Source organism: Pseudovibrio sp. FO-BEG1, assembly GCF_000236645.1.
GTDB lineage: Bacteria > Pseudomonadota > Alphaproteobacteria > Rhizobiales > Stappiaceae > Pseudovibrio.
On record NC_016642.1, the window covers coordinates 1545887 to 1560202 of the forward strand.

Consider the following 14316-nt stretch of genomic DNA (forward strand, 5'->3'; position numbering starts at 1 on the left):
ACAGAACAGGACGAAACCATGGGAGAGGGTTTCCACCCAACCACAGCTGAGGAGCTGGAAGCGGTTGTCAAATGGGCTGCCGCTGAACGAACCCCACTGGAAGTGATCGGCAGCGGCTCCAAACGCAACTGGGGCAGGGCGGTGCAGTCCGCGCATACTCTGCGCGTTGATGGCATCACCGGCGTTGTCGACTACGAACCAGCTGAACTGGTACTCACCGTCAAGGTTGGCACGCCTCTGCAAGAGGTTGAGGCTCTGCTGAAGGAACACAATCAGGAACTACCGTTTGAGCCTGCCAATCTCAGCGCGGTATTAGGCGCACCAGCGCAGTCAGGCACCATCGGTGGTGTTTTCGCAACAAACCTGTCCGGCCCCCGCCGCCTCAAAGCAGGCGCTGCACGCGATCATGTGCTTGGTCTGGAAGCGGTCTCTGGCCGTGGGGAGATTTTCAAGGCTGGTGGCCGCGTCGTAAAAAACGTGACGGGCTATGACCTCTCCCGCGGTTTCTGCTCTTCATGGGGTACGCTGGCGGTCGCTACGAGCTTCTCCATTAAAGTGCTGCCCCGAGCAGCCAAAGAATGCACCTTTGTTCTGCTGGGCCTTACACCGCAGGAAGCTGCACAGGCCATGTCTGAGGCGATGGGCTCCTCTGCTGAGGTCTCCTCCGCAGCTCACTTGCCTCACGGCTTCTGCCCACTCTCGCAGGAGCATTCCATCACTCTGCTCAGGTTGGAAGGCATTCCCGTCTCCATCGACTACCGATTGGATAAGCTCCGCAGCATCCTGAAACGCTTCCCGTCGCAGGAGCTGATCGAAGGGCAGGCCTCCCGCAAAACATGGGGTGATCTGCGAGATCTCATCCCGTTTGCCGGCAGCAGTAAACCGCTCTGGAAAATCTCGGTGAGTCCGACAGCTGGACACAAAGTGATTGCTGAGCTGGAAAAGCGCTTCGCCATCCGCTGGATGATGGACTGGGCAGGCGGCCTTGTCTGGGTGGAAATGCAGGGCGATGAACCGCATGATGTGCCGCTCCGTCGTCTCATTGCTGAAAACGGAGGTGGTCACGCCACACTGTTGCGCGCAAGTGCTGAGCTGCGTGCGGATGTCGATGTGTTTCAGCCTCAGCCGGAAACATTGATGGGGCTTTCCAAACGCCTGAAAGCTCAGTTCGATCCGCACAACATCCTCAACCCGGGCCGTATGTACGCGGGGATCTAGTTCATGCAAACCAACTTTACGCCAGAACAACTCAAAGACAGTGCAACTGCCGTCTCCGAACAGATCCTGCGCAAGTGCGTGCACTGCGGGTTTTGTACCGCAACCTGTCCAACCTTCGCACTGCTGGGGGATGAGCTGGACAGTCCGCGCGGTCGCATCTATCTCATCAAAGAGATGCTGGAAAATGATCGCCCCGCTGACGCCAAAACCGTCAAGCATATCGATCGCTGCCTGTCGTGCCTTTCCTGTATGACCACCTGTCCGTCAGGTGTGAACTACATGCATCTGGTAGATCATGCGCGCATTCACATAGAGCGAACCTACAAGCGGCCGCTGCAGGACCGCTTGCTCAGATCTGTCCTGCAAGCCATCCTGCCCAAACCGGGCCGCTTCCGTCTGGCAATCGCAGCGGCTTTTTATGGCCGTCCGTTTGCAGGCCTCATGAAAAAATGCGGTGGCACCCTCGCAAAACTAGGCGCAATGCTGGCTCTGGCGCCAACCAAATCACCTATGCCCTCCCAGTTTGTCGGGCAAGAGAGTGTCGCACCCAAAGTGCAGAAAAAGGGCCGCGTCGCGATCCTAAAGGGCTGTGCCCAAAGCGTACTCGCGCCTTCCATCAACGATGCAGCCACACGCTTGTTGACCCGCATCGGCTATGAAGTCGTGTTCCCAAAGGGAGAAGGCTGCTGCGGTGCCCTAGTGCATCATATGGGCAAGGAAGAAGCCTCCAACGAGCAAGCCAAAACCAACATCGATGCATGGATGCGAGAGATGGAAGGTGAGGGGCTTGATGCCGTCATCATCACCGCGTCCGGCTGTGGCACGACCATCAAGGACTACGGCTTCATGCTGCGCGATGACCCGCACTATGCTGAGAAGGCGCAGAAGATCTCTGAGATGTCGAAGGATATCGTGGAGTTTCTGATCGAACAGGATCTGGGTGAAACCCAGCTTCAGGAGGAACTGACCGTTGCCTACCACTCTGCCTGTTCCATGCAGCACGGTCAGAAGATCACGTGGCAACCCAAAAAGCTGCTCCAGAATGCAGGCTTTACTGTGAAAGAACCGCTGGAAGGCCACCTCTGCTGCGGCTCAGCGGGCACCTACAACATCATGCAGCCCAAAATCGCAACAGCTCTGAGAGATCGAAAGGTCGGCAATCTGGAAGCCACCCATCCGGATCTTGTCGCAACAGGCAACATCGGTTGCATCACCCAAATCTCCAGCGGTACCCAGATTCCGGTCATCCATAGCATCGAGCTTCTGGACTGGGCCTATGGAGGCCCTAAGCCGGTGCAATTGGGTAAGATGTAAGCATGCTAATCTAAATCCCTCTCAAGTAGGCTTGAGAGGGATTTGCGTATCAGACACCACCACCTCGACGTAAAACGTTCTCCTGATGAGCCTTATCTGCTTCTTCGTACTCTTTCCGGATATGTGAAAGATCGCCGGTAGGCGTATTAGGGTTTGCTGGATTTATTGGCTTGAGCTCAACGAGAACCGGGTTCGGTTTGTGATTAAGCATCGCGCCGGTATACGCGTCCACCCCTACTCCAATCACACCTCCTATCAGTGCATTGCCTGCCATGGCTGCTGCCCCGCTTCCCGCAACTTCAGTGGTGACATGCACTTTCTGCGTTTTGTAACCTTCTTTGGAAACAGTAACGTTGAATTTTTCTTTGCGTGAAACCTTGAGTGTGCAAGGCGAGGAACTACAGGTCATTCCAATGTCCGTCGAGATCTCTGCATCCTCTGGAGAGGCATAGATTTTGACTTTTTCACTCATGCCGCGTGTGACACTGGCGCACCCTGAAAGGACAAAACCTGCTGTAAGAATTGATGCAATCAAGAAAGTCGTCTTCATCTCAAAGTTCCCGCCTTAGAAAATTGAACCGATACCTTTGGCATCGTGGGGGACATGCAAACCTAAGAAATTTGATTCCCAATGCACGTATGAGTTGATTTTCTGCCTTTCACAGTTTCAGGCAACTCCTGAAAAGGAATATGTTAAGCCAATGATTTTAGAGGTAAAAATCTACTAGGTTCTACCGTCTCCCCAAAAACGCATGGATTGATTGAGGGGCTGCTCAAGTCTCTGTAGTTCAGCAAGTTGAAGCTGCACAAAGGGCATCCAACTTGAAGCTAAATTGCAAGCGGGCGACAACTGATCCCGGTGCAGATCATGTCTATGAGAAGTCTATACTGGCGATATCTGCTCTATGTTTACTCAGCCAGTTTGTCCCGCGCAGACTTCATTTTGCAGATCACGTTGCCGCCTAACTCACCCTCAATGTGGCGCAGTTCCTTAGCGATAGCTGGGGGCATGGCATCCTCTGTGATTTCAGGAGGTGCAGTAGAAGCAACAACTGCCGGAGTGTCCTCGGCAAAAACGAGGCCGGTCTCATGCGCGAGCAGCAGCAGGCTCAGGATGCTTGCAAAACAGCCCAGAGCGATGGCTGCAAGTGTATACCGGTTCAGTGGGCTGCTCTGATCCTTCAGACAATCTTCCAAAACCACGCGGATCTGGCTGATGTCTTCTGAGTTGAGTGGTTCATCAAGCAACTCAATCGGCGACCGCTCTTCAGCAGCAGTCTCGGGAGCATCGCTCGCTCTTGAGGTCTCTGAAGCAACAGCCGGCTGCAAACACTCAAAGACTGGCACATAGCCCATATCTGGGAGCCGGATCTGTACATGATGTGCATTGGGATGTTCTTCGTTGTAGGCACGCAGAAGTGTCCGCAAACGAGAGATGTTCACACGAACAATCGGGTTCTCTCGCGGATTGAAACCATCAGGCAGATTAAAAACCTTCTGGCCAATAATCTGTTCCTTCAGATCATCTTCCTGCCGGGAGAGTTTGCGTTCAACAAGAAACGTAAGAAGTGCTGTCAGCTTCGGGCTTCGCCTGAAGTTGGGGCTGGACAAAATGCTGGAAAGGGTCGCAACCACTTCGTCTTTGCTGGTGACTAGTCCATTCTTCTTGGCACTCATGCGCAGCACTCCCAAAACACATCGGTGTGGCCTGGGGGAAAAGCTCTCCCTCATTCAGATGGTAGCGACGGCACATTCATTGGTCCGGTGCCTGCATTCAGTCAGGCCCGTCTTTTATGCTGCTTTGCCTATAGCTGGGGTAAGGCAAGCAACTTGAAGTTGTTGCCTTATCTTATGTTCCACGAGACAGGAATGCAACAAAGGCACATACCTAGCGGACATAGACCTTTGCGCCAACAGGAACCATGTTGTACAGCTCCGCCACATCTTCGTTGCGCATACGAATGCAGCCAGAAGAAACAGCTTGCCCAATTGTCCACGGCTCGTTGGAACCGTGAATACGGTAAAGCGTGGAGCCAAGATAAAGAGCGCGTGCACCCAATGGGTTACGCGGACCACCTGGCATGTAGCGTGGCAGGTTTGGCTGGCGTTTCAGCATCTCAGCAGGTGGGCGCCAATCCGGCCACTCCCGCTTGCGGGTCACCTTGTGAACTCCCGCCCATTCAAAGCCCGGACGCCCGACACCAACACCATAACGGCGCGCTTTTCCATTGGCCTGCACCAGGTAAAGATATCGTGATGTGGTATCAATGACCACTGTACCGGGGGCATGAGAGGTGTTGTAGCTGACTATTGTTGGCAAAAACTGCTTCGGAATACGGCGACTGTATCGGTTCGAAGTCGTCCGCTTCTTCTTCTGCTTGGCTGAACCACGCAGGTTCTGAACGACCTTTGCCTGAGAACGTGGGATTTGCACAACCCAAGGATTGGAAAGGTCCGGACTAAGCACAAGAGGAGGTGCAGACGCACGTGGTTTATACTCTGCCTGTGCAGCTGTGCCCAACGCACACACCAATCCACCCGCACTCAACAGGGTGACAAGCCAGCCCGCTTTACCTTTTACCGATGCCCCGAACATTCCACGCTCCTTTGGTCCTTGCCAATGGCCCGATGCCTGCGGGAAAACCTAGAACTTGCAACTCTAACAATCGTTAAAATTATCAATGTTATTTATGCGAGTTCAAACTAAGGTTAACCGATTGTTACTGAGTTGTGCGGCGAAAACGTCAAAATTATCCTTAAAAATCAATGCTGATAAATCTAAGGTAATAATTAACACTCTAAGAAGTATGTGAGAGATAGCTCGAGTGCAGGATTGCGAATCGTACCCATTAAAACCTATGGGTGCATGAGCGCGTCTGTGACCGGGAATGCTGTTTAATATCTGTAATTTATGGCCACCTTTCGCAAGCCTGTGCCAGTTTGCAAAAAGGTAAGGCGGCAAACAAAGAGGGCACGTCGTTGGGCAGGAATAACAACGATGTGGCTTTCAGTAAGAAGCAGTTATGCTTCATGAGTTCGGGGTTGGGATGTCAGTTGTAAGAAAAACCTTTCGTGCGGAGGCTCAGTTCGGAGCGCACAATGCACGTGCCGAGATTGGATCGCCAATCCAGGATAATGGTGAGGCCGCGCGCCACCAGCAGGTGATGGAAGAAATCGCCAGCCTGAAGGAAATGCTGAGTTCGCCAGACACAGACCCACAGGAACTCTCGCGCCGCGTTGCGGAAGAGCTGCGTGAAGAGATCGGCGAAGCAGCTAAGCTCAAGCGTGAGCTGGACGCCATCTACGAAGCTATTGCCGAAACCAAAACCGAGATTGCAGCCCTCCACAACAAAGCCAGCGTCGATAACGACGAACGTGGCCGCGTAACTTTGGAGCTAGGCGCGATCGTTTCCGGTACTGAAGGGGCGACCGAACAGATCCTGTCCGCAGCCGAAGTCATCGACCAGAGCGCGGCCACCGTTATGCCGATGGTTCCATCCGAGCACGAAGGACTGGTTACCGATATTCACGAGCAAGTGGTATCCATCTTCGAAGCCTGTAACTTCCAGGACTTGACTGGCCAGCGCATCAGTAAAGTGGTGAACACGCTCTCCTTCGTAGAAGAGCGCATCATCCGCATGATCGAGATCTGGGGTGGCATCGAAAGCTTCAAGGAAATCAGCGATCGCATCAATGCGGAAAAAGAAGGCGACGACTCAGCTCTTCTCCACGGTCCGGCTCTGGATGTGGAAGCAGGCACCGTCACTCAGGACGACATCGACGCCCTGTTCGATTGATCCTCTCAAAAAAGATAGATGCAGATGGCTTGCTATTTCAGCAAGCCAATGCTTTATATGAGAACATAACATAAACATTTTGGCGCGTTTTATGAGCAGGCAGATACCTGTTTGCGGTGATATCGATGCGCAAAGAAAATTGACAAGAAGGGCAGGGCAATGGACCAGAGCTCAGAATCGATTGCTGAAGGACTGATCCGCGGAGAAGACGGCAAAGACCGCTGCTGGTGGCATGGCGGGGACCCGTTCTATCAGGCGTATCACGACAACGAATGGGGTCGCCCGGTCACCAACGACATTCGTTTGTTTGAGAAGATCTGCCTTGAAGGCTTCCAGTCCGGCCTGTCCTGGATCACCATTCTGCGCAAACGCGAAAACTTCCGCGCTGCCTTTGCTGGCTTTGATTTTGAGAAAGTTGCGAAGTTCACGCAAAACGATATCGAACGACTTGTGAAAGATGAGGGCATCATCCGCCATCGCGGTAAGATCACCTCCACCATCAACAACGCCAACCGTGCTTTGGAAATGCGTGAAGAGTTCGGCTCTCTGGCAGCTTACTTCTGGAAGTGGGAACCAACCCCGGATCAGCGTCCGCAGATCTGCGACTACGCCAACCTGCGCCAACTGGGCAAAACGGAGATCTCAACAGCCATCTCCAAAGACCTCAAAAAACGCGGCTGGTCCTTCGTCGGCCCAACCACCGTCTATGCCTTCATGCAAGCCATGGGAATGGTCAACGACCACCTGGAAGGCTGCTGCTGCCGAGACGTGGTGGAAGCAAAGCGAGAAGCTCTGACACGGCCTGTGAAAGCGTAAAGAGCCATTGTCAGGCCAAGCGGCAAGGGGGAGGAGATCTCTCCCCTCTAACGCCTCCTATCAGGCATCTTCCTCAGGGCGCTCATAAGTCCCCTGAGGCGGAAGAATAGCCATCACGAGCGTCTCACGATGCTCAAACCCACAGCGCCGGTAGATCCGTCCCGCTGGGCCATCACTGAAAGCCTGCAGCACCGGCACAGTTGCCGGAAACTTCGCTTTCGCCCAATCCACGCCAGTAGTCACCAAAGCCGCACAGATACCACGCTTGCGATGGCTTGGACGTGTCTCAACCTCCTGAAAACGCGAAACAACCGCATCCCGGTAGATGCCCAGATCCGCGACAAGCAAATCTCCATCAAATGCGCCAAACCAGTTCAGCGATCCTTCCTGGACCTGACGACGACGTGCATCAAATCGAGTACGCGTATACGACCCAAAACTATCGCGATCATAGCCTTGCTCAACTGCTGTATCGATCTGAAGAGCGATGACCTGCTCCCAATCCTCCTCAGAAACGATTGGGCGGATCACTATCCCTACTGGAACTGCAGACCGGTTGAGCGAACCGGTCAGGCTCAGCACATCCATCTGCTCAAGCTCATACCCAAGATCCGTGAAAGCCGAATGCTCCGCTCCGATTGTCATATCCGGCGTATCCCAACCAAACATGGTATGCGCAGCCCTAGGAAAATCCTTGCGGAATTGAGCGATCTGCGCTTCCGGATCCACCTTGTTGGCTCGGAAGAAAACCATATTCCCAGACCAGCAAAAAGGCTCCTCTGGCATGCGCAAAACAATCCGGTCCGGATGAGCCTCAATCTCACTCACTCCCCGCCCAACAAGAAGGTTGCTCTGTACCCCCAGCGTCTCTGCCAAATCCCGCTCATCACGCATACCGCTTACCTTCAATCCATTACTCAAAATCAAAACATAGCTATTGAAATCCTGCAGGCTTATCAAGAAAAAGTCCACCCATCCGCCAAGTCCCCCAATCGTTGTTACCCACTAGACACTTTTTACGAGTAGGCAAGCCACTCCGGCTCGACACACAAAAAAGCCCCGGCGCAACACGCCGAGGCTTCGTGATAAAGCTTTAGCCAATCACTTAGATGAAGTCGAAGTCATCCGCGTGAAGATCGGCAACAGAAACGTTCTTCAGTGTGATGGACGTGCTGTCATCGACGTAGATAACAGTATCAGAACCAACATCACTTGCAGCAGCAAGAACTTCTGCAACACTCTCAAATGTCTCAGAGAACTGCAGCACATCATCAGTACCTGCACCAGCTACAAAATCAGTGATGATGTCATTGCCAAAGTCTGACCGGAAATAGAACGTATCACTATCCGCTCCACCTTCCATGGTGTCGTCACCATCACCTCCAAGGAGGGTATCGTCGCCAGCGCCACCAAAGATGGTATCGTTGCCGCCATACCCATAGATCTTGTTAGCATTGGCATCACCCGTCAGATGATCGCTATGCTTATCAGTGCCCATGATGTTTTCGATGGAAACATAAACATCCCCAGCAGCATCACCGGTATTGTTGCTCTGATCTGTCAGATCCACAGTAACCGCAGAACTTGCCCAACGATAACGCACTGTATCATTGCCGGTACCACCATCGAGATAGTCTGAACCTGAGCCGTAAGCGTTGAGCCAATCGTCTCCAGCGCCGCCTTCTAGATGGTCATTACCACCAAAGCCATAGAGTCCGTTGTTTCCGTCGTCTCCAACGATAACGTCGTCAAAATGAGATCCGAAAACCTGACTGATGTTTGTCAGATGATCACCCTCTGCATGACCGCCAGTGTTCACATTGGTTGCTAGGTTTACTGACACACCTTCTTCCGACAGAGTGTATCTGATCGCATTTCGACCAGCGCCACCATCGATCGTGTCTGCACCAGCACTACCATAGATTTCTTCGTTCGCATCTGTACCGGTGAAGGTGTCGTCACCAGAAGTACCGTAGTATCTGAGGACACCGCCTTCTTCGATTGGAAACTGCGAAAGAGTGGTTCCATCAGAGAACTCAAACTTTTCGATTTGAGGGCTATCTGCACTCCAGTTTTTGATTGTTATGACGTTAGCAATCTCGTCAAGTGGCTGGTTTGGATTAGCTGGATCAATAAGATAGATCTTCAGGTCATTACCATCAATCACGCCTTTAAGGTCTGACAGTGTAATGCCATCTTCAAAGCGGATAGTATCTGTTCCAGATGTCTCGGTGATAACGTCCTTGCCAAAGTTCTGCTCAAACACGTAGGTGTCATTGTCTTCTCCACCGAGAAGGTGATCATCTCCTTTACCACCATAAAGAGTGTCGTTACCTTTATCGCCGTAGATAGTGTCATTGCCGCTTATTTTTTGCTCTTTTGCATCATCGCCATAGATGATGTCGTCACCATCTTCCCCGTGAAGGGTATCACTACCATCTTTTCCTTCAATATAATCGTCATTGTTTGTTGCAAAGATTTCATCTGATCCCGAAGAGCCATGTAGTCCAGCAATATTGGTGAGTTTCACATTTCGCACATCTAAAACGTGAGGATCGTTCTCGGAACCACCAGTTGGATTATTTGATAATACTGGAAGAGACGTCCCGACCTGCACGAAAGTGTCAACATGTGTCAGTGTGCTTTTTATCTCTTCAATGCCTGACATCGTGATGATCTCAACATTGGCATATGAGGAATATGGGTGGAGATCATATATCTCGATTGTGTCGTACCCGGTGCCGCCAATGTAGTGATCACCATTTGTTACGGTACCAACACGAAATGTATCATCACCCCCAAAGCCATTCATGATGTCATTAAAGAGTGTGCCTTCGAAAACATCGTTCCCTGCTGTTCCGTTGTACAGGCCGCCATATCCGTAGTCATAACCTTCATTATTTTTATCGGTGTCAATATACGCCATAATAAAATCCCACTATATATTATCTTTGTGAAGTTGTTTAGGTGTATGCAACTTCATGTAAATAGTGTTTCGTGTAGCTTGCGCGTAGCTTTTATGTATAAATTAATGTATTTTTTATTTTTTTATTAGTTTATTTACTTCATGTATGAGGGTGAATGTTATTATGTTGCTATAATGAGTGGGGGTTTTTTAAAAAAAACTCCTTTTCGAAATTTGCCACTTCCTGCAGTAAAGCTCCGGCATAGAAATGCCGGAGCTTAAAGCACTTGATTACATAATTACTCAAGAAGCGAACGCAAAATCGTCCGCGTGCAGATCAGTGATTGAGACATTCTGGAGAGTTATAGAGTTGTCATTGTCGAGTTGAATAACAATATCGTCCTCAACTTCTCTCGCTGCTGCAATGACATCAGCATAGCTGTCGAAAGTGCCTTCGCTGAAGTGGATGGTGTCAATAGAACCTGCTCCCGCAGTGAAATCTGTAATGACATCTTTGCCGAAGTTTGTACTGAAGTAGAACGCATCGTTGCCTTCGCCTCCAGTGAGCGTGTCATTACCAGCTTGACCATAAAGTTGATCATCGCCCTTATCAGTGATGATGGTGTCATTGCCTGCACCAGCAAAGACAATGTGATCATGGTGGGACTTAGTAGAATAAAAGTCGTCAGCATAAAATAATGTGATTGTAGTGGCTGTTTCAGTAGTTGGAGCATCACCAGTAAGTTTCTGGTCGATGTCATCTCCGGTCCAGATCGTACCATCTGCGAAGTGGAGCTCCCCAAAGTCGAATTGCGAAGTTTGACGGTTGAAAGCTTCTTTGATGATGATTGTACCACCATCAGCAAATGTCAGCAGGAGATCCTCCTCCTGCTCTGCCACGTAAGCAACAACAACAGAGCTCGGTGAAACATCTTCGCCAAACACAATCTTGTTTGGCTGAACTGTAGGAGAGGTTGCTTCCAGTGTGTCATTACCATCCCCCAGATTATAAAGGAATGTCGCATCTTTACTGCGATAAATAATGAAGTCGTCGCCTGTCCCGCCTTCAATTATGGATGAACCGCCATTCGCGATTATGTTGTCGTTCCCAGCACCTCCAAGAAGTTTATTGCTATCACTTGAAAAGCTAACGATGTTATCGTCACCATCTCCGCCATCAAGGATATTTTTGCCTCTAGATGCTTCTAGTATATCATCGCCGTCTCCGCCTTCGAGATGATCATCACCTTCGCCAGCATTCAATCTGTCGTTGCCAGCACCGCCAATTAGATGATCATTTCCATCATCACCGAAGATGATATCATCACCTCCGAGCCCATCGATGGTGTCAGCAGCAGTAGTACCTCGAAGATGGTCTGCCTCATCACTCAAGCCTCCAAGAAGCCTTTCATTGATGCTTTCCCAGTTCCAAATTGTGCCATCGGCAAATTCGATTTCATCGAGGTGTAGTCGTAGTAAATCAGGGTCGATAACAGATAGCAGGTTCACTGTTCCACCATCTTTAAATGTGAGTAAGATGCTTTTTGAAGTACCTTTGAAGCGTGTCACTGAAACTTCGTCTGGCAAGATACCTTCGCCAAGGACAAGCTTATGACTTTCATCCTGCAACTGGCCTGAGTACGCAAAATCAACTGTGTCATTGCCATCTCCAAGCTTGTAGTGGAGTGTGACTTTTGCATTTGAGATGAAAATTGTATCATCTCCTGTTCCAGCATCCACAACGGTAGAGCCACTCCAGGCAAGAATTTTATCGTCGCCACTTCCTCCTTTGATCTGGTCTACTCCATCAGAGGCGCTGTAAATTGTATCGTGGCCATCTCCGCCATCGAGGATGTTGTTGCCTGTCCAGCCGTTCAGCTTATCGTTGCCAGCTCCGCCTTCCAGGTGATCATCACCTTCTCCACCGAAGAGATCATCATTTCCTGCTCCACCAATGAGATGGTCGTCCCCGGAATAACCGTCGATTGTGTCGTCACCACCCCGGCCATCAATGGTGTCATCGCCCAAGGTGCCTGCGAGTTCTTCACTCTCATCCCCTGCGTTTTCAAAACGCATTTTGTTGAAGGTTTCCCAGTTCCAAACAGTACCATCTGCAAAGTGGAGTTTGCCAAATGTAAAGTGATTGGGCCCATAATGGAAAACATCAAAGAGACGTAACGTTCCGCCATCTTTGAAAGTCAGTAGAAGGCTGGTTGAAGTACTACCAGTACGTGTAACTGTAACCTCATCAGGTGAGATGCCTGCTCCAAAAATAATTTTATTATTGTAAGAGCTATCGTCAGAGTGCGTGATTTCAACGGTATCATTGCCATCACCTAGGTCGTAATGAATGGTGACGGTTGAACCAGCGATATCTATATCGTCATCACCTGTCCCTCCATCAATAATAGCAGTTCCACTCAACGCATAAATGTCATCATCTCCACTTCCTCCAATGATTTGGTCCTCTCCATCGGTCAGGCTAAAGAAAGTGTCGTTCCCATCTCCTCCATCAAGGATGTTGTTGCCAGTCCAACCTTTTAGCCTGTCATTGCCCGTCCCACCTTCCAGGTGGTTATTTCCTTCGGCTCCTTCAAGCGTGTCGTTCCCGGCACCACCTATAAGGTGATCATTTCCTGAGTAACCAATGATGTCATCGTCACCACCCCGGCCATCAATCACGTCATCGCCCAAGGTGCCTGCCAGCTTCTCGCCTTCGTCACTCGCATTCTCAAAGCGCATCTTGTTGAAGCTTTCCCAGTTCCAGATAGTGCCATCTGAAAAATGGAGTTCTCCAAAGGCAAAGCCATTCGGTCCGTAGAAGAAAGCTTCCTTGATGAGCAATGTACCGCCATCTTTGAATGTCAGCAGGAGATCAAGATTGTCGCGTTCATCACCGTACTTGTCTGTGCCTTCTCCTTGACGCGTAACTGTAACGTCGGCTGGGGAGATACCTGGGCCAAAGACAACTTTGTCATTGTAGGAAGCATCTACATCGTGGTTGGCATGGATAGTGTCGTTGCCATCGCCAAGGTCATAGCGGAAAGTGGTGGTGCCTTCACCGTAGTGGAACTCATCGTCTCCGGCGCCGCCATCGAGATAATCGTCACCATTACCGGCTTTCAGGACGTCGTTTCCATTGCCGCCAAGGATAGTGTCGTGGCCATCACCGCCATCGAGAGTATCGTTGCCACCGTAGCCCCAGATCTTGTTGGCACCAGCATCGCCGGTGATGTGGTCACCATAGCTATTGCTGCCTATAACGTTTTCGATGGAAACATAGACATCACCAGCAGCGTCTCCGGCATTGTTTGACTGGTCAGTCAGGTCGACAGTGACAGCAGACCGGGACCAGCGATAGCGTACTGTGTCGTTTCCGGAACCACCATCAAGGTAGTCTGCGCCCGAGCCATAGGCATTCAGCTGGTCATCACCGCCTCCGCCTTCCAAATGGTCATTACCGTTTTGTGCAAACAGGTTGTTATTGCCATCATCGCCAATCAGAACGTCGTCATGATAGGAGCCAATGATGGACTCTACGTTTGAGATCTGATCGCCTTCAGCGTAACCACCAGAACCTTGGCCTGTTGCCAGATTAACGGTCACGCCGGCGTCTGACAGGAGGTAGTTGATGATATCGGTTCCGCCCTTACCATCAATCGTATCAGCGCCCTCACTGCCGTAAATTTCATCTCTGCCAGAGGTTCCGACAAAGGTATCATCGCCATCGGAGCCATAGAGTTTCAATCGGCCGTCACTCTGAACTGTAAACTTCGAAAGAGTGGTCCCATCAGAAAACTCAAACCGTTCGATGCCATGATCGTTTGCGATCCAGTTGTCGAAGTAGAAGACATCGGCAATATCGCTCAGCGGCTGGTTTGGGTTGGCCGGATCGATAAGATAAAAAACCAGATCGCCACCTTCCAGGCGAATCTTAAAATCACTCAATGTGAGGTCACCATCAAAACGAATGGTGGTGATGCCAGGAGCTCCCCCAAAGTAGTCCTTGCCTACACCACGCTTGAAACCGTAGCTGTTGTCGCCTTCGAGAGGCATTTTATCTGCAGCCATCTGTTTTCCTCGAGTTTCATAAATATTTAAATATATGCATTGCGCACATCGAAGATATACACCCCAAGGTTGTGTCTAGGTGACTCAGAGATATTGTGAAATTTACATAAATTGGATGGATAAGTATTTTGAAACTACTGTAATGAAGCAGAAGAAACATAAATGCGCATATTTCTCATAAGTAACGCAAATCAA

General features: G+C 50.6%; 10 protein-coding genes. 4 read left to right on the top strand and 6 right to left on the bottom strand.

What is annotated here, in order from left to right:
- Positions 1–18: 18 nt before the first annotated feature.
- Together glcE and glcF are read left to right on the top strand one after the other, a co-directional pair.
- Positions 19–1218, top strand: coding sequence for a glycolate oxidase subunit GlcE (gene glcE / locus PSE_RS07095; RefSeq protein ID WP_014284233.1), 1200 nt, complete (start codon positions 19–21; stop codon positions 1216–1218).
- 3 nt (positions 1219–1221) lie between these two features.
- Positions 1222–2532: a glycolate oxidase subunit GlcF gene (glcF, locus tag PSE_RS07100; RefSeq protein WP_014284234.1), complete on the top strand. Its 1311-nt coding sequence runs from the start codon at positions 1222–1224 to the stop codon at positions 2530–2532.
- Positions 2533–2581: 49 nt separating this feature from the next.
- Here glcF and PSE_RS07105 read toward each other — a convergent pair whose 3' ends face one another.
- The 3 genes from PSE_RS07105 to PSE_RS07115 form a co-directional block, all read right to left on the bottom strand.
- Positions 2582–3082, bottom strand: a complete 501-nt coding sequence (locus tag PSE_RS07105; protein ID WP_014284235.1) for a PEGA domain-containing protein — start codon at positions 3080–3082, stop codon at positions 2582–2584.
- 359 nt (positions 3083–3441) lie between these two features.
- Complete coding sequence (locus tag PSE_RS07110; protein WP_041768090.1) at positions 3442–4209, bottom strand: helix-turn-helix domain-containing protein; 768 nt, start codon at positions 4207–4209, stop codon at positions 3442–3444.
- 211 nt (positions 4210–4420) lie between these two features.
- Positions 4421–5128: a L,D-transpeptidase gene (locus PSE_RS07115; protein WP_014284237.1), complete on the bottom strand. Its 708-nt coding sequence runs from the start codon at positions 5126–5128 to the stop codon at positions 4421–4423.
- Between the two features lie 427 nt (positions 5129–5555).
- Between PSE_RS07115 and PSE_RS07120 the strand changes: the two genes are divergently transcribed.
- Together PSE_RS07120 and PSE_RS07125 are read left to right on the top strand one after the other, a co-directional pair.
- Positions 5556–6329 carry a protein phosphatase CheZ gene (locus tag PSE_RS07120; RefSeq protein ID WP_008552149.1) on the top strand — a complete coding sequence of 258 codons (774 nt, stop codon included), beginning with the start codon at positions 5556–5558 and terminating at the stop codon, positions 6327–6329.
- Between the two features lie 159 nt (positions 6330–6488).
- A complete protein-coding gene (locus PSE_RS07125) occupies positions 6489–7145 on the top strand; it encodes a DNA-3-methyladenine glycosylase I (RefSeq protein WP_014284238.1) in 657 nt (218 codons plus the stop codon).
- Between the two features lie 60 nt (positions 7146–7205).
- On the opposite strand, the gene PSE_RS07130 is transcribed toward PSE_RS07125, so the two are convergent.
- The 3 genes from PSE_RS07130 to PSE_RS07140 form a co-directional block, all read right to left on the bottom strand.
- Complete coding sequence (locus PSE_RS07130; RefSeq protein WP_208998107.1) at positions 7206–8054, bottom strand: GNAT family N-acetyltransferase; 849 nt, start codon at positions 8052–8054, stop codon at positions 7206–7208.
- A gap of 196 nt (positions 8055–8250) precedes the next feature.
- Positions 8251–10071, bottom strand: coding sequence for a calcium-binding protein (locus PSE_RS07135; RefSeq protein WP_014284241.1), 1821 nt, complete (start codon positions 10069–10071; stop codon positions 8251–8253).
- A gap of 282 nt (positions 10072–10353) precedes the next feature.
- The gene (locus PSE_RS07140) at positions 10354–14121 is read right to left on the bottom strand and encodes a calcium-binding protein (protein WP_014284242.1); all 3768 of its coding nucleotides are present in this window, start codon (positions 14119–14121) and stop codon (positions 10354–10356) included.
- Positions 14122–14316 lie beyond the last annotated feature (195 nt).

Excerpts from the sequence above, each read along its gene's own strand:
- glcE (WP_014284233.1), top strand. The coding sequence starts at position 19 with ATGGGAGAGGGTTTCCACCCAACCACAGCTGAGGAGCTGGAAGCGGTT.
- glcF (WP_014284234.1), top strand. The coding sequence starts at position 1,222 with ATGCAAACCAACTTTACGCCAGAACAACTCAAAGACAGTGCAACTGCC.
- PSE_RS07105 (WP_014284235.1), bottom strand. The coding sequence starts at position 3,082 with ATGAAGACGACTTTCTTGATTGCATCAATTCTTACAGCAGGTTTTGTC.
- PSE_RS07110 (WP_041768090.1), bottom strand. The coding sequence starts at position 4,209 with ATGAGTGCCAAGAAGAATGGACTAGTCACCAGCAAAGACGAAGTGGTT.
- PSE_RS07115 (WP_014284237.1), bottom strand. The coding sequence starts at position 5,128 with ATGTTCGGGGCATCGGTAAAAGGTAAAGCGGGCTGGCTTGTCACCCTG.
- PSE_RS07120 (WP_008552149.1), top strand. The coding sequence starts at position 5,556 with ATGCTTCATGAGTTCGGGGTTGGGATGTCAGTTGTAAGAAAAACCTTT.
- PSE_RS07125 (WP_014284238.1), top strand. The coding sequence starts at position 6,489 with ATGGACCAGAGCTCAGAATCGATTGCTGAAGGACTGATCCGCGGAGAA.
- PSE_RS07135 (WP_014284241.1), bottom strand. The coding sequence starts at position 10,071 with ATGGCGTATATTGACACCGATAAAAATAATGAAGGTTATGACTACGGA.
- PSE_RS07140 (WP_014284242.1), bottom strand. The coding sequence starts at position 14,121 with ATGGCTGCAGATAAAATGCCTCTCGAAGGCGACAACAGCTACGGTTTC.